This is a genomic window from Xenorhabdus beddingii (assembly GCF_002127545.1).
GTDB classification, from domain to species: domain Bacteria; phylum Pseudomonadota; class Gammaproteobacteria; order Enterobacterales; family Enterobacteriaceae; genus Xenorhabdus; species Xenorhabdus beddingii.
The window spans coordinates 24,721-43,940 of the sequence record NZ_MUBK01000004.1 but is presented as its reverse complement, the minus strand read 5'-3'; the positions used below and the strand labels follow the sequence as shown (position 1 = coordinate 43,940).

Genomic DNA, 19,220 nt, shown 5'->3' with positions numbered 1-19,220 from the left:
GTGGAGCTCTTTGATTTTTCCCGGTTAACGGTGACTGTTTGAGCGACCCGATACGGTTGAGTGGTTTTGGCTGACAGCCTTAGCCAATTCACAGAGTGTGGGGTGTGTGAACAATGTGACCAATGGAAGTTTCATGTTTTGCTCACGCATACGCGCCAGCAATTGGATTGCTAGCAGAGAATGTCCCCCCAGCGCGAAGAAATTATCATGGCGACCCACCGGTTCCTGTCCCAGCAATTTTTGCCATATCTGGGCCAAGGCTATTTCCACATCACCAATGGGAGCTTCATAGCCGGAAGTAACAAGCGTTGTTTGCCCAGAGGCAGGTAATTTCTGATGATCGGGCTTGCCATTGAAAACGGGCATCAACGTATCCGGGGTTTCGGGTTGTTGTGGCGTAATCATCGTGGCAATGCTCATGACCGGCCGTTGAGGCTCGTCTTCCAATGCTTTTGTCAGCTCAGCTAACGCGGTGGTCAGAGCGCTGATCAGATGCGCGGGATCGATGCCCGATACCGTTTGGATCGTCAACAAGAAACCCTTACCCAAATCATCCACGGCCAAATAGAGAGGGTAGTTAGTTCTTTCTTTTCCGGCTACCAGACGTATGCCTTCCCATAGGGTATCGGTGACATCCGATGGGCTGTGGCGATAGTTAAGCAGTGAATTGAAAAGCGGCAGAGGAGGCACGATGCCGCTACAGCGTTGAGCCAGCGCCAGAGAAGCCTGCTCGTGCTCAAGTAATTGGGTCAGGCGGCGGTAAGTTGCTTGCACCGTTGCCTGTACGCTGTTTCCTGCAAGCCGAACCCGCACCGGCAGGGTATTGATGAACAGTCCCAGGATCTGCTCAATGTCACTTCCCCCCTGCATACGTCCCAGTAAAACGGTTCCGAAGACGACATCATCCTGCCCGGTTAATTTTGCCAGAACTTGCGCCCATGCGACATGGAACAGTACGCCGGGGCTGACCCCTTGGTGGCGTGCCTGTTTACGGATAGCTCTGGCAAGTGCGGCATTCAGTGGCTTGATGATTTCGGTGACCTGTCTATCTCCACTGTAGACGTCGAGTATTCCGAAAGGCGCGGTCGGTGTATCTACATCGGCGAGTATCCCACGGAAATAGGCTTCGTGGTCTGACATTGGCACCCGCAGTAATTGGGCGATAAAGTGACGGTAAGGCAATGCGGGGGATAAGTGTTCACTGCGATGGTGCAGAAGTTCGTTGATTTCAGCGATGATAATGTCCAGCGACAGATGGTCATTCAGTATATGGTGGCAGCAGAAAGCCAGCAGCCATTCACCTCGCTGTGGATCATAAGCGATATCGGCGGAGAATAGCGGAGCCTGACGGATATCAAGACGGTGCCGGCGTGGATCGGTATGCGCCAGCAACTGAGACGGAACATCCTTATCGCTATCACTGTTTGGCACAAAATCATCCGGCACAAACATGTTGATGCGCAGGATAGCCTGACGCCAGACAACTTGTACGGGCTGCGTTAAACCCTCCCAGCAGATGGCTGTGCGCAGGATATCGTGACGGTTAATGAGTTGTTGCAAGGCGGCCAGAAAATCATCAAGGCGCTCGCGGGTGTCGAAAGCAAACAAGGTATGTAACAGATAAACGTCTCCCTGGGTTTGCACCAGATGGTGGAACAACATCCCCGCCTGTAAAGGAGCTAGCGGGTAGATATCCTGAATATTGGCCATGCCATCGGGAAGTGTGGCGGCGATAGCCTCAATTTCGTGTTGCGTCAGGGATACCAGCGGCAACATATCAGGCGTGATGGCGGAGCAGCCATCGGGGATGAGATTGGGGGGAACAGGGGATGTGGCGGTATTATCTTCGGCGACCCGCATTAATTTTGCCATCTCAGCCAGCACGGGGGTGGAAAATACCGTGCGAATATCAAGGTGCCAACCCTGATTGCGCAGTCGTTCAATCAGGCTGATGACCATCAGTGAATGACCACCCAGCTCAAAGAAGTGATCATAACGCCCCACCTTTTCCAGTGTTAATAATGTTTGCCAAACCCCAGCCAGCGCTCTTTCTCGGTCACCGAGCGGAATTTCATAAGCACGGGTCACAATGGATGCCTGATCCGGCATGGGCAGCGCCTGACGGTTGAGCTTACCATTCGGTGCCAGTGGGAACGCATCCAATGTCACAAATGCGCTGGGCAGCATATACTCAGCAAGGTGCTGCGCGAGTTGCCGACGCAAGTCTGCGGGTGCGGGTTTGGTATTGGGTTCGGCAATCAGGTAGGCAACAAGACGTTTGTCGCCCACTTTATCTTCGCGGGCAAGGACGATCGCTTCACGCACGCCGTGGCATTGCATCAGTCGGGTTTCAATTTCCCCCGGTTCAATACGGAAGCCGCGTAGCTTGATCTGAAAATCATTGCGGCCAAGATACTCAATATTGCCGTCAGGCCGCCAACGCGCCAAATCGCCGGTCTTATACAGGCGGGCATTAGGGTGTTTGCTGAAGGGATCGACAACAAACCGCTCTGCGGTCAATTCCGGTTGATTCGAATAACCACGGGCAATGCCCATACCACCAATATAGATTTCGCCGCTTACGCCGATAGGCACCGGCTGACCGAGTTTATCCAAAATATAGATACACGTATTGGCGATCGGGCGCCCAATGGGAATGTTATGGGTGATGGCGGGAATAGGTTTGTTCTCTCTCATCATTTCCTTATCTATCACCATCATCGTGGCGGTGACGGTCACTTCGGTGGGACCATAGCCGTTGATCCAGCAGCAGGCATGGGTTTCCGGGCACGACAGCCAGTCCATTAAATAGCGCTGTTCCACCTTATCACCCCCAACAATCACGGTGCGCAGAGTGGGGCTGAAACCCATGTGTCCTGCCATCATCTCTTGTACCCAGTGGTGCCAGAAAGCGGTCGGTATATTGATGATAGTCACGGCCTGTTCGCGCAAGAAATCGATAAAAGTGTTGTTCGGTATCTTGATATGGGGTGGACGCAGAACCAGTGTGGCACCCGATGCCAGCGTCGGGAAAATATCTGATACCGAAATATCAAATGCGATGGTGACAAATTGCAGAACTCGATCACCCAACTGAGGTTCACTGACCTGACCATGGGCATGGATCAGACTGACAACATTACGATGCTCCAGCATGACGCCTTTGGGATGTCCGGTTGAGCCGGAAGTATAGATGATATAGGCCAAATGGTGGGGTTGTAGCCCGATTTGCTGGCTGTCCGGATTATGTGCCGGCTGTTTTTTCATCTGATTTTGCTGAGTTTCATCGTCCAACAACCAGAGGGGTATGCCTTGTATGGCTAAGCGTGCCTGCAGGTGTTTCTGGGTCAGCAGTAGTGCAGGTTTGCCATCTGATAACTGATAACCCAGCCGTTCGGTGGGGTATTCGGGATCGAGCGGAATATAAGCGGCACCGGCTTTTAAGATCCCAAACAGGCCGATGATCATGTCCAAACCCCGTTCAACATAAATGGCCACCCGATCTTCCGGGCGTATACCCAGTGCTATCAGGCTGTGTGCCAGTTGATTGGCGCGATAATTCAGCTCGTGATAACTCAGGGATTGCTCCCCGAAGACCAGCGCAATGGTGTCTGGCGTGCGTTGTACTTGCGCCTCGAACAGTTGATGGATGAACAGTGGATGGATCAGCGCATCCGGCGGGAAGTGGGTCTTCGTGTTTTGCGCCGTGTTGAACTCCACCAACAATTGCTGTTGTTCCGCAGCGGATAATATCGGCAGACGGGCAATGACCTGCGTATCGTCGGTGACCATCGCCGTCAGCACATGGGTGAGATAACCCACCATGCGTTCAACCGTCGTCCGGTCGAATAGACTTGATGCATATTCCAGATAACCACTGAGGCTGTCTTGGGTTTCGAACAGTGATAGCGTCAGGTCAAAGTACGCGCTGTGGTGTGGTGGCTCCATCAACGAGACCGATAAACCGGGCAATTCGAGGGGCGGTATAGCGGTGTTCTGTGTCGAGGTGTTCTGTGTAAACGTATTCTGTGTAAACGTATTCTGTGTAAATGTATTGTTGAGGGCCAGCATAACCTGAAAGAGGGGGTTATAGCTCAGGCTGCGTTCAGGCTGGAGGATTTCCACCAATTGCTCAAAAGGCAGGTCTGGATGAGCATAAACGGCCAGCGCCTGTTCACGGACATGCGCGAGCAGATCGGCCACCGAGTAGCTCTGCTCCAGTTCGATGCGTAAAGGTAGGGTATTAACAAAAAAGCCGATCAATCCCTCAAGTTCACTCTGTGAACGGTTGGCAATGGGGGAGCCAATGACAATATCGTCCTGTCCGCTCAAACGGGCAAGCACGATGCTCCAGGCTGCAAGCAGAGTCATAAACAACGTGGTGTCGTGACGCTGGCCGAGTGCTTTGAGAGCAGCCAAAAAATCCGCATTCAGATGAATGGGGACCTGATCGCCGGTGTAACTTTGTTCGGCTGGGCGTGGGTGATCAAGGGGGAGAGCCAGCAGTGCCGGTGCGTTTTGTAGCTGCTTTTGCCAGAAATTCCGTTGTGCGGTGAGCACTTCACCTTGTAGCCATTGCTGTTGCCAGACGGCATAGTCTGCGTACTGGATGGGGAGATGAGGTAACGGTTCGTCATGTTTTCCCAGTGCGGTGCGGTAGAGAGCACCCAGTTCGCGGAGCAATATCCCCACCGACCAGCCATCGGTGATGATGTGATGCTGGATAAGGATCAGCACATGTTCCTCATCAGCCAGTTGCAGCAATTGGCCCCGAACCATCGGCTCATGAGCAAAATTAAATGGGGTTTGTATTTCGCGTTCTGTCAGTTCGTTAATACGGGTCAGACGAGAGGTTTCGTCTAATCCGCGCAGATCCTGATAGGTCAGGGGAAAGCCCGTATCTGCGCTGTCAATATGTTGGTAAGGCTGCTCATCAACGAGGACAAAACGAGTGCGCAAACTTTCATGCCGGCTGACGAGACCATCAAGTGCCGCCGTCAACGCCGCCTGATCGAGAGGTCCGCAAAGATGCAGGATGATCGGGATATGATAGGCCAGATTGACTTCGGTATTGAGGCGGGTGAGAAACCACAAACGTTGTTGGGAGAAAGAAAGTGGCAGTGGCTGGCGGCGATCGGCCGCAGGGATCACGATTTGGGTGGTCACCGGTGTGTCGATCAGCAAGGTCGCTAAGTCGGCCAGAACCGGGTGAGAAAAAAGTTGTTGCAAATGTAAATCCCGCGCCAGTTTCTGGCGTATTCGGGCGGCAAGCTGGAGGGTGAGCAGGGAATGACCACCGAGTTCAAAGAAATGATCATGACGACCCACGTGTTCCAGTTTCAGCAGTTCTTGCCAAATCCCGGCCAGCGCCGTTTCCATGTCTCCGATGGGCGCTTCATAATGTCGGGTCACGAGCGCCGTCTGATCCGGCATGGGCAGGGCCTGACGGTGGAGCTTGCCATTGGGGGTCAATGGAAAGGCATCCAGTGTCACAAAGGCGCTGGGCAGCATATAGTCGGCCAGATATTGGGCCAGTTGCCGGCGCAGTTCTGCGGGCACCAGTGTCGCATTGGGTTCAGCGAGGAGATAGGCAATCAGCCGCTTTTCGCCGGAGGTCTCTTTCTGGGCAACCACCACCGCTTCGCGCACACCGTGGCATTGCGCCAGCCGGGATTCAATCTCGCCCAGTTCGATACGAAAGCCGCGTATCTTGACCTGAAAATCGTTACGGCCAAGGTACTCAATATTTCCGTCAGGCAGCCAGCGAGCCAGATCGCCGCTTTTGTACAGGCGGGCATCCGGTTCTGAAGAAAACGGATCAGGGAGGAAGTGTTCTGCGGTTAACTCTGGCAGGTTCAGATAACCACGGGCGACACCGATCCCGCCAATGTAAAGCTCACCTGTCACACCGATGGGAACCGGTTCTCCGTGGCTATCGAGAAGATAAATCCGGATATTGGTGATGGGTTTCCCGATCGGCACCCGTCCGATATCACGATCCGGTACGCATTGCCGGGCGGTGACATGGATTGCGGCTTCAGTCGGGCCATATAAGTTATGTAATTGACAGTGGGCAAAATGGGGCAGACATTTTTGCTGCAAGACATAAGGAAACGCTTCACCACTGCAAAAAATGTGACGCAGGGAAGGGCAGCGTCCGGCAGGGATTGCATGGATAAATTGTTGCAGCATGGCAGGCACAAAATGGATGAGCGTAATCCCGCGTCTTTCTATCTCAGACAGTAAATAGTGCGGGTCTTTATGGTCATCGGGGCGAGCCAGAATTAATTGGGCACCAAACATCAGGGGCGGGAATAGCTCCCAAACGGAAACATCAAAACTGAACGGGGTTTTCTGCAAGACACGATCCTGCGGGGTTATCTGATAAGTCTTCTGTGCCCAGAGTAAGCAATTCACGACACTGCGATGCTCATTCATCACCCCTTTAGGCAAGCCCGTCGAACCCGAGGTATACATCACATAAGCCAGATGGCGTGGAGTCAGGCCCAGCGTCCGGGGATCGGGGTTGCTGGCGGGCATATCCGCCATCAGGGATGCCAGATTGTTGAGATCCACAACGGGTACGGTGCCGGCCAGCCGACTGAGCAAGGCTGTTTGGCTAAGTAACGTTATTTGGCTAAGTAAAACAACCGGTGCCGCATCCTCAACGATATAGGCCAGTCGTTCGGCAGGATAGCCGGGATCGAGCGGAACATAGGCACCGCCGGCCTTAAGGATAGCGAGCAATCCCACCACCATGTCAGGGCTGCGTTCAGCGCAAATCGCCACCCGATCATCCGGGCGAACCCCTAAGGCAATCAGATGATGCGCCAGACGATTGGCCCGCTGGTTCAGTTCAGCATAACTCAACGATTGCGCTTCAAAGACGACGGCAACCGCATCGGGATCGTGCTGCACTTGCTTTTCAAACTGTGAGTGAATAAAGGCGTGTTGCGGGAAATCGGCAACAGTATTTTGAGCAGGTACAGGATGTTGGGAGGAGTGAGCCGTGTTGAAATCCACCAGCACCAGTTGACGCTCCCTGACAGGCAAAATCGAAATAGCCAAAATGGGCTGGTGGGGGGAGGTTTCCAGCGCTTCAACCAGCCCTGTCAGGGCCGTGGTCATATAGTCAATCAAACGGATCGGTTCGATGTCCGGTACGGTTTGGGCAACCAAGCTAAAGCCATTTCCCCAATCATCGACAAACAAACCAATGGGATAATGACTTCTCTCTTCTTGCATCAGCAGACGGATACCTTCCCATTTAGCAAAAGTGGCATCCGATTGACTGTGACGATAGTTGAGTAGCGTGTTGAAGAGCGGCAAAGGAGGGATCACGCTGCTGCAATGCTGGGCCTGCGTCAGGGTGGCCTGTTCGTGCTCCAGCAATTTCATCAGGCTGAGGTTGGCCTCTTGAACAGTGGCCTGTGCGCTATGACCCGTATTATCCGCGTTACCCGCCAGCCTGATCCGCATGGGTAAGGTGTTAATCAGCAGCCCCATCACTTGATCAATGCCGGTACTGCCCTGCATACGACCCAGCAATACCGTACCGAAAACCACATCATCACGGCCACTGGTTTTTGCCAGCACCAGCGCCAAAGCGACATGAAACAAGATACTGGGGCTGACCCCCTGACGCCGGGCTTGTGTGCGGATGGCGTTGGACAGTGCGGCATCCAGTGGCTGTTTGCTCTCGGCTATCTGCCGATCCCCACGGTGACTCTCCAGTATTCCGAAAGCCGCCGTTGGTGCATCGACATCAGAGAGCATGTTACGGAAATAGGCTTCGTGAACTGAATCCGGCACATGTCGGGATTGGGCGATAAAGTCACGGTAAGGCAATACAGGGGGTAATTTTTCGGGATAACGCTTGTTTTCAGGATAACACTTGTTTTCAGAATAATGATTGCCAAGATCCCCGCTTTTGGTATGGCTACGCAATAATATCCCGATTTCATCAATGATACGTTCCAGTGTGACATGATCACAGACTAAATGATGGATGCACAAAGCCAGTAACCACTCATCCTGATGCGGATCATAGGCTATGTCGGCAGAGAAGAGCGGTGCCTGACTGACATCCAGACGGTACTGATGGGGATCGGTGTGTGCCAGTAATTGAGTCAGGATATCCTGTTCGCCATCCGGTAAAAACGTATTCACATTCAACAATGCCTGCCGCCAGACGACTTGTACCGGCTGCGCCAATCCCTGCCAGTAGATTGAAGTGTGCAGAATATCGTGCCGGTTAATGACCTGCTGTAAAGTTGCCAGAAAGGTCTCGAGCCGTTCGCGGCTATCGAAAGCCAGTAAATTGCGTAACAGGTAAGTATCTTCCTGTTTCTGCAACAGATAATGGAACAACATGCCTTCCTGTAGTGGCGCGAGCGGGTAGATATCCTGAATATTGGCCGCACCTCCCGGGATTGTGGCAGCAATGGCATCAATCTCGTGCTGCGACAGGGAAATCAGGGTCAGCATGTCGGGGGTAATGGCCGTACAACCGTCAGGGATCAGATTGGGCGGCACAGTGAACACCGCCGTACTTTCCTGCTCCGTATTAACCCGAGTGGGATCATGTTTAACCGAATTCTTTTTACCTGAATTCTTTTTAAATGATAGTATCGCGGCTGCCATCTCATTCAGTACGGGTTTGGTGAATACTCTCCGAATGTCAAGAACCCATCCCAGCGCGCGCAGTTGTTCGATCAGGCTAACGGCGATCAGCGAGTGCCCGCCAAGCTCGAAAAAGTGGTCGTAACGGCTGACATATTTCACGCCAAGCAACGTTTGCCAAATTTGGCTCAGGAGGGTTTCTATTTCGCCGATGGGCGCCTGATAGCTGCGCGTGACGATGGCAGAATGATCGGGTTTGGGGAGAGCCTGACGGTCGAGTTTGCCGTTGGGTGTCAGGGGGAAAGCGTCGAGTGTCACAAAGGCACTGGGTATCATGTATTCTGCAAGATGTTGTGCTAGCTGTTGCCGCAGTGCCATTGGCTCCGGTTCAACCTCCGCTTCAGGTAATACCGACTCAGGTAATAAGTAGGCGACCAGATGTTTTGGTGCTGTCCGGTTTTCATCGGACCCATTTTCATCGGACAGGCTTTCGCCCAGCACCACCACCGCTTCACGCACGCCGTGGCATTGTCGCAGTTTCGCCTCAATTTCCCCCAGCTCAATGCGAAAACCGCGCAGTTTGACTTGAAAATCATTGCGGCCAAGATATTCAATCTCGCCATCGGGTCGCCAACGCCCCAGATCGCCGGTTTTATACATTCGTGAGTGGGGTGCAGAGGAGAACGGATTGGAGATAAAACGTTCGGCAGTGAGTTCAGGACGATTCAGGTAGCCACGGGCAAGGCCGACACCCGCGATATAAATTTCTCCCACAACCTCCGGCGGAACCGGTTGACCGTAAATATCAAGAATATAGATCTGAGTATTGGCGATGGGATGACCAATCGGCGGTGCCTGATCATAATCACCCTGACTCTCACATGAGTAGCAAGTGGCACAAACGGTGGCTTCCGTCGGGCCATACGCATTGATCATCTGCCGTCCTTGCGCCCAGCGGTTAACCAGCGTAGGGGGACAGGCTTCCCCTCCCACGAGTAAGGTTTGTAGTGTTGCCGGAAGGGCATCCAGAGTTGCCAGCACGGTGGGAGACAAGAGGGCGTGAGTAATGGCATGAGTTTCTAAATAGTCGGACAGCACGCTTCCCGGCAGAAGATTGTCCCGTTTGGCAAGGTAAAGGCTGGCTCCCGCCAAGAGTGCCATATAACATTCCCAAATACAGGCATCAAAACTGTTTGAGGCAAACTGCAAGATCCGGCTGTCTGGGGTGATGGCTAATGTGTCTTGCTGAGTGGTAATCAAATTACACAAACCGCGATGTTCGATCATGACGCCTTTGGGTTGACCGGTGGAGCCAGAGGTATAAATAACATAAGCCAGATGGCGGGAGGTCAGCCCCAGAGCCTGAATCGATGGGTTTTCTTCCGACCTTTCACCCAAAACAGAATATTCGGGCGTATCAAGCAGAACGGTTGGCAGATTACTGCTCCACGTTTCTGCCATTTTTGCCTGAATAACCGTAGTCTGAGTTATCAGCGCCACAGGGGTTGAATCATTGAGCATATAACTCAACCGCTCGGCCGGATAAGTGGGATCGAGTGGCACAAAAGCGCCTCCGGCCTTGAGGATGCCCAACAAACCGACCACCATTTCCAGACTGCGTTCAATACAAATCGCCACGCGATCGTCAGGACGCACGCCGAGAGCCATTAAATGGTGAGCCAGACGATTGGCGCGTTTGTTCAGTTCACCGTAGCTCAACGATTGCCCTTCAAACACCACCGCAATTGCATCCGGTGTGCGTTGCACTTGTGCCTCGAACAGTTGATGGATCAACGCATCCTGCGGAAATCCGGCTTGGGTGGCGTTGAAATCCACCAAGACCTGCTGGCGTTCAATGTCGGGCAGGATAGGCAGATTGACGATTTTTGTCTTCGTCAGGGAGGGGGTTTCCAGCGAGGTGAGTGCGGCCTCAAACAAGACGGCAAGCCGGGACTGGAGCGTCATAACCTCCGTGGTACTCAGGTAATCAGGAGAAAACATAAACTCAATGAAAACCGGGGCGTGGGTATCTTTAGGACGGCTGGTATCGGTGTATTGCTTGATTTTGATAGAAAGAGGATAGGGGGAACTCGCATGCAGGTCGAAAAGTTTGACGCGGGTGTCTTTTCCTTCCATGTGCAGATGAGCTTTAAAGGGTTCGAAAGACAAAACGACATCAAATAATCGGTTATTCCCGACCTTTTGCCGGGTGTGCATTTGTCGGTTGAGTTCTGCGCCGGAAAAACTTTGGTGCTCATTGCAAAGGCGTATTTCGGTTGCGGCTTTGCGCATGACATCACAAAACGTATCTTCTGGAGAAAGGGTGATGCCAATGGGGATCACGGAGACGAACATACCCATCGTATTTTTTTGTTGTGTATTCCTGCGGTTGCGCAGGGGAGTACCGATAACAATTTCATCGACATCTGCGGTTCGTGCGAAATAGCAGGCTAAAATGGCATAGATGAAATGCTGGGAGGAAAATCCCTGTTCGCCAACCGCTTCTTCGATACGTTTAAACAGTGTCTGGTTAACCGGCCAAATAACAGACTGAGAAGCAACAGATTCAGTGTGCTTATGGCCTGTAGTGCCATGGATCGTGTTATTGACATTGACGGGCTGGAGCAAGGGAGGAGGCAGGTTTTCATAACGTTTCAGCCAAAATTGCCTATCGTGTGAATACTGCTCAGAAGCAAGGTAATCGAGGTTATCCGCAATAAAATCCAGATAAGCGTGAGCGGAGTTGTTCAGTGCTTCGCCTTTCATCAGACGATTATAGGCATCAATCACCTTGTCCATAAGCATAAACAGGCCAGTGCCATCCATAATCAAATGATGACAACAAAATTGCCAGTACCGACAAGTCTTGCTGACGCGCAATAACTTGGCATGCCACAGTGCCCCATCCAAGTGAAATGGCCGCATAAATTCAGCATCCATGTACTGTTTTACTCTGGTTTCCGCATCTGAATACGATGAAAAATCATGGATATCCAAGGCAATAGGGAGAGAATGCACAATCTTTTGGGCGGGTAAAGCATGGATATTGATCAGTTGCAAACGTAGAGTGTCATGACAATGAACAACGGCTTCAAAGGCACGGGTAAATACTTCTTCATTCAACTCTCCTTCGATGCAGATAAAAAGGCCGGTATTGTAGTTGGAAGAATGGGGGTGAATCGCCTGATCAAACCAGATGGTTTGTTGAGGTGAACTCAGGGGGTATACATGAGAGACGGAAGAATCGTTATTATCAATGGCTAGGGAAGTTTCTGATGAGTGGTTATGACTGTGTGACATACTCATTTCCTTTTTAATAGTTTGGTTTTGATTTGATCCATCTATTTGAAAATAAGGAAGCTATGACCTCTTGTTCATCTGCTCTTTAGCAAAAAATAAACGCGCTGTGGATTAATGATTAAGATTTTTATGCTAAAAAAACAGATGATAGCGAGTTAGGCTGGTTAAATTAACTGAGTTAATGGGTGATGTCGATGTTTTTTGTTGGTGGGAGGTTGGTTGTCAATCTGGGCACTGTAACGGTAATCGTGTTCATAATTATGACTATAAGTCACGTGATGGATGACCCTCTCATCGTCGTACTCATTGCCATTATCTCAGTAATGTCAAGTTCAGAACATCAAGAAAAATACCGTCAGGTGAAAAATAAGAAATGTGAAATTCAGGGGTTCAAATCAGGGCGAGATTCCGTAAAGAACGATTTTAAATGGGCTGACACCCATGGAAGCCTATATCGGTCGCAAGTTGCACTTATTGCGTTAATCCAGCATTCCGCTTCTGTCGCATTAAGTAGCGATGTTCGGATAACATATTGTTTTTTTTATTGAATGATTCACTGATGCTCCTTATCCGAAAAGCCTTTAAACGTCTGCATTATCCCGCTGATGATACGCCCCGCTCTGGAGCGTGTTATTTTACTTCACCCTCTTCCAGGCGCTTCCCAGATAGAAATATCGCCCTAATCCGTGTCTCCAAAAACTGCATACGATATGGCTGCAACTTATTTCTGGGGAAATCAATGTCCTTTCACCATGACCATGAATGAAAACATTCACTGGCTTGTACCAGTCAAATCACCATCACAACACCATTTCATTAATAATCACCGCCAAACGATCGAACATTTCGCCGAATAGCCGTTCAGTAAATGGCACCAGCATGGGGAACAACAGCGAAAGGGTGAAAATTCCCACCGTCAGGGTTAGCGGAAAGCCAACCACAAATACGGATAATTGGGGCGTCATGCGGTTTAACATTCCCAAAGAAAAATTCAGGATCAGCAGTAGCGTAATCATTGGCATTGCCAGCATCATGCCATTGACGAAGATCAGGCTGGCACTTTGTGCCAACAATAAAAAACCTTTCGGATTCAATTGGGTTGATTGAATGGGAATGGAATAAAATGTATCCACCAGAATGGACAGTAACCATAAATGCCCGTCGAAAGCCAGGAATAGCAGCATCATCAGCATGTTCAGGATACGGGCTAAAATCGGCATATTCGGGCCGCCGGTAGGATCAAAGAAGGTAGCGAATGAAAGCCCCATTTGCAAGCCGAGCACTTCACCGGCATGGCGTACCACCGCAAAAGCGATTTGTATGGTCAATCCCAGAGCCATACCGATCAATATTTGTTGGATCAAGACCCAAATACCGGGAACGGAGAAGATAGGAATTTGGGCAGAAGGGATAATCGGCACTAATAAGGCCGTGATGACTAACGCCAAACCTATTCTGACTTTTATCGGCATCTGCTTTTCACTGAAAATCGGCGCTATGCTGAACAACGCCAAGAGACGCGCCAGTGGCCAGAAAAAATCACTGACAAGGCGGGAGAGTGTTTCGCTATCAAACGGGATCATCATTAACCGATAATCGCCGGAATACTGCTGAACAGGGTGCGCATGTAATCCAGCAGCAAATTAAGCATCCACGGCCCGGCGGCGACGATAGTCACGACAACGGCCAAAATTTTCGGAATAAACGATAACGTCATTTCGTTTATCTGAGTTGCCGCTTGCAATAAGCTGATGATCAAACCACAAATCAAGGCAGCTAAAAGGAGTGGAGCGGCCAATGCCAATGCCACTTTCATGGCTTCAACACCAAGGGCCATTACCGATTCTGGGGTCATAATTTTCTCAAACCGCTTTTTTTAATCTTTTTCCAATAAGCACCCACGCTAGACATAAAAACTTTGCGCCAGCGAGCCAAGCAACAATTGCCAGCCATCCACCAAGACAAATAACATCAGTTTGAACGGCAGTGATATGGTGGCGGGTGGAACCATCATCATCCCCAAGGCCATCAGGACACTGGCCACAACCAGATCGATGATCAGGAACGGAATGAAGAGGGTAAAACCAATCTGAAATGCGGTTTTTAATTCGCTGGTAATAAACGCGGGGACGAGTACGCGCATTGGAACAGAATCCGCCGTTTCAAATGCCTCTTGGTTTGCCAGACGGGCAAACAGTGCCAGATCGTTTTCCCGGGTCTGGCGCAGCATGAATTGGCGCAGGGGCTTGGCGCCGCTGTCCAGTGCGGCTTCCAGTGTGATTTTATCCTCACTGTAAGGCAGGTAAGCATCTTGGTACACCTTGTCAAATACCGGTGCCATGATGAAAAAAGTCATGAACAGAGCCAGGCCCAACATCACTTGGTTAGGGGGCGCGGACGGTGTTCCCAGCGCATTACGCAGCAAACCCAGTACAATGATGATGCGGGTAAAACTGGTCATCATCAGCAGGGCGGCAGGAATGAATCCCAGTGCGGTGATGAAAATCAGGGTTTGGACCGGCAATGACCAACTTTGTCCGCCATTGGCTAACGGTTGGCTGATGATGCCGGGTAATGCGGCCACGGCGTTCATGGGGAACAGTGGCAGCAAGAGTGCCATAAATAGGGTTGCCCAATGCCTCGAACTGAGATATCCCGAACTTAACCGTTTCAAACTTAAAGAAAGGACATTAAGCGATGAGACACATTGTTTGCCAGTCGTAAAGAATTTGCCGGTCATAAAGAAAACGCTATTTTTCATCATCGTCCTTGTCGTTTTTGCTGTTTTTCTGGAGCGTATTTTTCAACATCTGGCCGAATGTCAATGACTTGAATGTGGCATCCTGTTCCGCGTTATCAGGGGGGGCAGGCATCTGATGCAGCATATTGATTTGCTGGGATGTGACACCCAGTACCAGCCAATTGTTTTCGATTTCTACGACAACGACCCGTTCTTTCGGCCCAAGGGAACAACTCGCTTTCACATTTAACCGTCGATGATTTTTGTTTTTGCCGGGAGCAAGACCCAAACGACGGATGAGCCAGGTGATGAAAAAAATCAGCAATAAAATGCCACCCAACGCGCTGCTGACCTGCATCAGTGTCTGATCGGCGGGGAGAGGTTTTGTATTTGCTATAATCGTACTTTCGATAACGGTACTGCCTGTCGTGCTGACGGGTACGGCATCAGATGCCGTACCCCGCTGAAGAGAAGCATGAAAGGAAGGCTGGTTCGCCATCATGGTTAACGACTCAAACGACGCATGCGCTCAGAAGGTGTGATGATATCCGTGATACGGATACCGTATTTATCAGAGACAACCACCACTTCTCCCTGTGCGATCAAATAGCCGTTGATCAAGATATCCAGCGGTTCGCCTGCCAGCCCGTCAAGGGGAACCACTGAACCTTGTGACAGTTTCAGTAGCTGTTTGATGGTCATTTTGGTCCGTCCCAGCTCAACAGAAAGTTTAACCGGAATATCCATGATCAGGTCAATGTCGGAGAGCTGGGCGAGCGCATCATGGGGTTCCAGATTCTCAAATATTGACGCGCCGCCGTCAGAGGTTTGCTGTGCGGCCTGTTGTTCCAGCGCTTCTGCCCACATATCGTCAGTCGATCTGTTCTCTGCGGGTTGTTTAGCATCACTCATTGGGCTTCTCCTCATCCAGAGCAGTTAAAACAGGGTTAATCAGGTGTTCAACACGCAGGGCATATTGCCCGTTTAGTGTTCCATATTGACTGGTGAGCACCGGCACACCATCAACGTGAACGATTAGGCGTTCAGGTTTTTCAATCGGCAAAACATCGCCGCTTTTCAGTTCGAGGATCCTTGACAGTCGCAGGGGAATATCAACAAAATTCGCCACCAGCTCTAATTCTGAATGCTGAACTTGTTTCACCAGACTTTCACGCCACAATCCCTCTTCCTGACGAACATTCTCCACGGGGGGATTCGTCAGGCGTTCACGCAAGGGTTCGATCATGGCGAAGGGAATGCAGATGTTGAATTCTCCCGTCAATGCCCCGATCTCAACCTGAAACGGGGTAGTAACCACGATGTCGTTCGGTGAGGTGGTAATGTTGGTGAATTTTATCTGTGTTTCGGAACGAACGTATTCCACTTCAAGTTTAAAGATAGAATCCCATGCGTCACGATAGGCATCCAGCGCCAGTTTCAGCATGCGGTTGATGATCCGCTGCTCGGTATTGGTAAATTCACGGCCTTCCACTTTGGTTGGAAAACGGCCATCACCCCCAAACAGGTTATCAACGGCGATGTAAACCAAGCTAGGCTCGAAAGCGAAGAGCGCGGTTCCCCTCAATGGCTTTAGATGAACCAGATTGAGGTTGGTGGGTACGGACAGGTTGCGGGCAAATTCGTGATAAGGCTGCACTTTGATGGCGCCGACCGTAATATCCGGACTACGGCGCAGCATGTTAAACAACCCCATCCTGAATTGGCGGGCAAAACGTTCATTGATGATTTCCAGCGACTGCAAACGTTCGCGGACAACACGGCGTTGGGTGTTGGGATCGTAAGGTCGAACCTCATTTTCTCCAGACGCAGTTTGTTCTACGTCATCAGCAGAGGCACTGTCACCATTGAGCAGAGCATCGATCTCTGCCTGTGAAAGAATATTGTCACTCATTGTGATTATCGCAGAATAAACGTGGTAAACAACACATCGGTGATTTCCTGATCAGGCTCACCGGGTATGAGTGTTGGGTTTAATGTCTGTTTGATTTCTGCCACCAAGTGCATCTTGCCGTCATCTTTTACCAGTTCGGTGGCATTTTGACGCGATAACAACAGCAACATGCGGCTACGAATTTCCGGCAGATAATCATGGAGTCGCTGACGGGTTTTTTCGTCAGGCAGGCGCAATGTTACGCCAACATACAAAACACGATCGAAATGATTTTCATTGTCGATCAAATTGACGGTAAAAGGCTCCAGCGTCATAAATACGGGGGTATTGATGACGTTGGTTTTTTCTGGGCGGTTATTGGTTGACTGGCTCATTGTCCACCAGCTATACCCTCCAATGGCGGCACCAAGAACAGCAATCAGTATTAACAGTATCATCCAAATTGGATTTTTGCGTTTATGCTCGTAGCTATAATCAGACATGGACAGATAAATTCCTGTTTTCCGTTGCGGATAAGTCCCCCGCGCATTCCGTGGCGGATCTCCTTATCCATCAAAATCGATATCAATTATCCCGCGTCTTTGTTCCGGCAATGGCAGGAAAAGACGGGGAAAAAACCATTAACTCACACGTTTGTTATCGGCCCTGTTTTGTTTTAGTACAGTGCATGATGAAATTAGGTGGATAATCAGGCAAATGTATCAACCCCTCCACGCGTTGAAGCGAGTTGTTGAGGTGTCAGGCTGATGGTCGTGTGCGAGGCGGTGATGCCGGTTGCGGCCACCAAGCCATGACTCTGGCTGTCAGCATGGGAATTGGAATGACCATTATTTTGGCTACGGTTCTGGTTATTAGCCTGATTACTGGCATGATGTTCCTGCTGCCAGTTTCCTTGGGCATCACTGCCTACACTGCTCTGAGCCAATTGGATACCACTTTCAGCCAGTGAATGGCGCAGCCCCGGCAAAGCCGCTTCCAGAGCCGCACGGACATTTTGATGGGCAGAAACAAAGTGCAATTGAGCCTGATTGTCTTCAACACTCATGCGGATATGCAGCGCGCCCAGTTCCTGTGGATGCAAGCGAAGTTCAGCCTGTTGCAGCCCATTGCGGTTAAAGAACAGCACATGCTGATTGAGCTGTTGCTGCCACTCCTCGCTACCTAGATGGGCATTCAATAAAGGTGCCGTTGTGCCAGTTAGCTGAAATTGGCCGGTTGCCGGCTGTCCGCCTGAGAGCAGGGGAGAAGCTGCCGGTACGGTCGGTGAGTCGATAAAAGCCGTTTCTGCCGTAACGGTTGTCAGCTCAGGCGCAGCCTGAAGCAGATTAAGCGCTTTGTTATTGTTCAGGGCCAGATCCTTTGGGAAAACGCTGCCATACTCGGCTTTATTGTTGGCGGCCAGTTTTACTTGACCGGCGAGCGAAGCCAATCCAGGAACGTAGGCCGGGTTCTCTGTTTTATGACGAGTCTCTGTCTTATTATTCAGCGCCATATCCTGAACAGCAGAAAGTGGGATGTCTTTGTCTGGTGCCCCTTTTTGGGATGATTCAGTGAGATCTGTCGCTGCCAATCGGATATCTTTGGCATTTTTACCCAGTAACGCCTGAACAGCGTTGTTTTCATCACCCGACCATTTATTTTCAGATAAGGCATTTTCCGGTAAAGAATTCTCCGGTAAAGCATTCTCCATCAAACCCTCTGCATTTTCCTGAAAGACTGCAGAATGTGCAGGAGGATTGACCAGATCCGCGATCTGGATCGGAATAACCGCACTTAACGCTTCGGCTGACAAAAGATCTTCTTCTTTCAATACCGCAAATTCGGCACGGCTTTCCTGTAAGGACGTGTCCGTCTGCAACGCATCCCTGCTCACCGTCTTATCTGACGCCATCTGCAAGGGTGACCGTTCGCCTTGCGCGGTTTTGTCAGCCACAGATTTTCCTTCTTTCAGGTTATTCTGACTATGTTTATCCGCCTGAGTCGTGGGTTTGCGCATTGAGGCGGTTTCTGCATTGAGCAGTTGCCCAAATTGAGAAGAGGGGTTACCGTTCACGGAGCCATTCAGGGTGGACTGATTTTTCCCCGAGCTTTTATCCGTGAATTTCAAATCAGTAGGCAAAAGAGTGAGATTCATTGTTTCATTCTCCGTTGTGCACCACGTTGTGCGTACTCATCCATTTGTTTTTGCTCCATGCGATTCTGGTGTAACTTCAAATTATGCTCTGCCCGCTGTTGCAGAGTGTCGAAGGCGTTCAGACGCTGCTGTTTTTCCTGCCATTGTGATATGGCCTGCTCAAGTCGTTTCTTCCACTGATTGAGCTGTAATCTGTGCTGTTCAATGGCCATTTCCAGCGTTTTCATAAATTGCTGGTAATTCTGCCAGGTTGAGCAGGACATGCCGCTGCTGAGAGTGTCGTTCAAACGGGTACGATATTCATCCTGATAATTCATTAACGCTGTGAGTTGTTGCTCCATTTGTTGGTGACCTTGCCGAATCTGTGCAAGTTGTGAGGCCGCTTTTTCAGCCGCATCTTGGGCAAGTTCACGCAAAGTCACGAGAGGGGAGTGTTGTTGCATGTATTTCCTCGTTTTAGTCACCAAACAGACCTAAGCGTTACTGAAACATTACGTTACTGAATTGCATTA

The 19,220-nt window shown here is 50.6% G+C and carries 10 protein-coding genes; all 10 read right to left on the bottom strand.

Annotated features, from left to right (window positions below):
- Positions 1-24: 24 nt before the first annotated feature.
- Positions 25-11,922 carry a non-ribosomal peptide synthetase gene (locus Xbed_RS03675; RefSeq protein ID WP_086111596.1) on the bottom strand — a complete coding sequence of 3,966 codons (11,898 nt, stop codon included), beginning with the start codon at positions 11,920-11,922 and terminating at the stop codon, positions 25-27.
- 800 nt (positions 11,923-12,722) lie between these two features.
- The gene (gene fliR / locus Xbed_RS03665) at positions 12,723-13,505 is read right to left on the bottom strand and encodes a flagellar biosynthetic protein FliR (RefSeq protein ID WP_086111731.1); all 783 of its coding nucleotides are present in this window, start codon (positions 13,503-13,505) and stop codon (positions 12,723-12,725) included.
- Positions 13,506-13,507: 2 nt separating this feature from the next.
- Entirely contained in the window at positions 13,508-13,777 is a 270-nt protein-coding gene (gene fliQ, locus Xbed_RS03660; RefSeq protein ID WP_086111594.1) for a flagellar biosynthesis protein FliQ, read from the bottom strand.
- A gap of 48 nt (positions 13,778-13,825) precedes the next feature.
- Positions 13,826-14,542 carry a flagellar type III secretion system pore protein FliP gene (gene fliP, locus Xbed_RS03655; RefSeq protein ID WP_086111593.1) on the bottom strand — a complete coding sequence of 239 codons (717 nt, stop codon included), beginning with the start codon at positions 14,540-14,542 and terminating at the stop codon, positions 13,826-13,828.
- 130 nt (positions 14,543-14,672) lie between these two features.
- On the bottom strand, positions 14,673-15,164 hold the full coding sequence (gene fliO / locus Xbed_RS03650) for a flagellar biosynthetic protein FliO (protein ID WP_086111592.1): 492 nt from the start codon (positions 15,162-15,164) through the stop codon (positions 14,673-14,675).
- 2 nt (positions 15,165-15,166) lie between these two features.
- Positions 15,167-15,574 carry a flagellar motor switch protein FliN gene (gene fliN, locus Xbed_RS03645; protein WP_086111591.1) on the bottom strand — a complete coding sequence of 136 codons (408 nt, stop codon included), beginning with the start codon at positions 15,572-15,574 and terminating at the stop codon, positions 15,167-15,169.
- Positions 15,567-16,574, bottom strand: coding sequence for a flagellar motor switch protein FliM (fliM, locus tag Xbed_RS03640; protein ID WP_086111590.1), 1,008 nt, complete (start codon positions 16,572-16,574; stop codon positions 15,567-15,569). The genes fliN and fliM overlap by 8 nt, the downstream gene beginning before the upstream one ends.
- A gap of 5 nt (positions 16,575-16,579) precedes the next feature.
- Positions 16,580-17,056 (bottom strand): flagellar basal body-associated protein FliL, encoded by a 477-nt coding sequence (gene fliL, locus Xbed_RS03635; protein ID WP_086111589.1) that lies wholly within the window; start codon positions 17,054-17,056, stop codon positions 16,580-16,582.
- Between the two features lie 206 nt (positions 17,057-17,262).
- Positions 17,263-18,708, bottom strand: coding sequence for a flagellar hook-length control protein FliK (locus tag Xbed_RS03630; RefSeq protein WP_086111588.1), 1,446 nt, complete (start codon positions 18,706-18,708; stop codon positions 17,263-17,265).
- Positions 18,705-19,151, bottom strand: coding sequence for a flagellar export protein FliJ (gene fliJ / locus Xbed_RS03625; RefSeq protein ID WP_086111587.1), 447 nt, complete (start codon positions 19,149-19,151; stop codon positions 18,705-18,707). Before fliJ ends, Xbed_RS03630 begins: the two co-directional genes overlap by 4 nt.
- Positions 19,152-19,220: the final 69 nt, after the last annotated feature.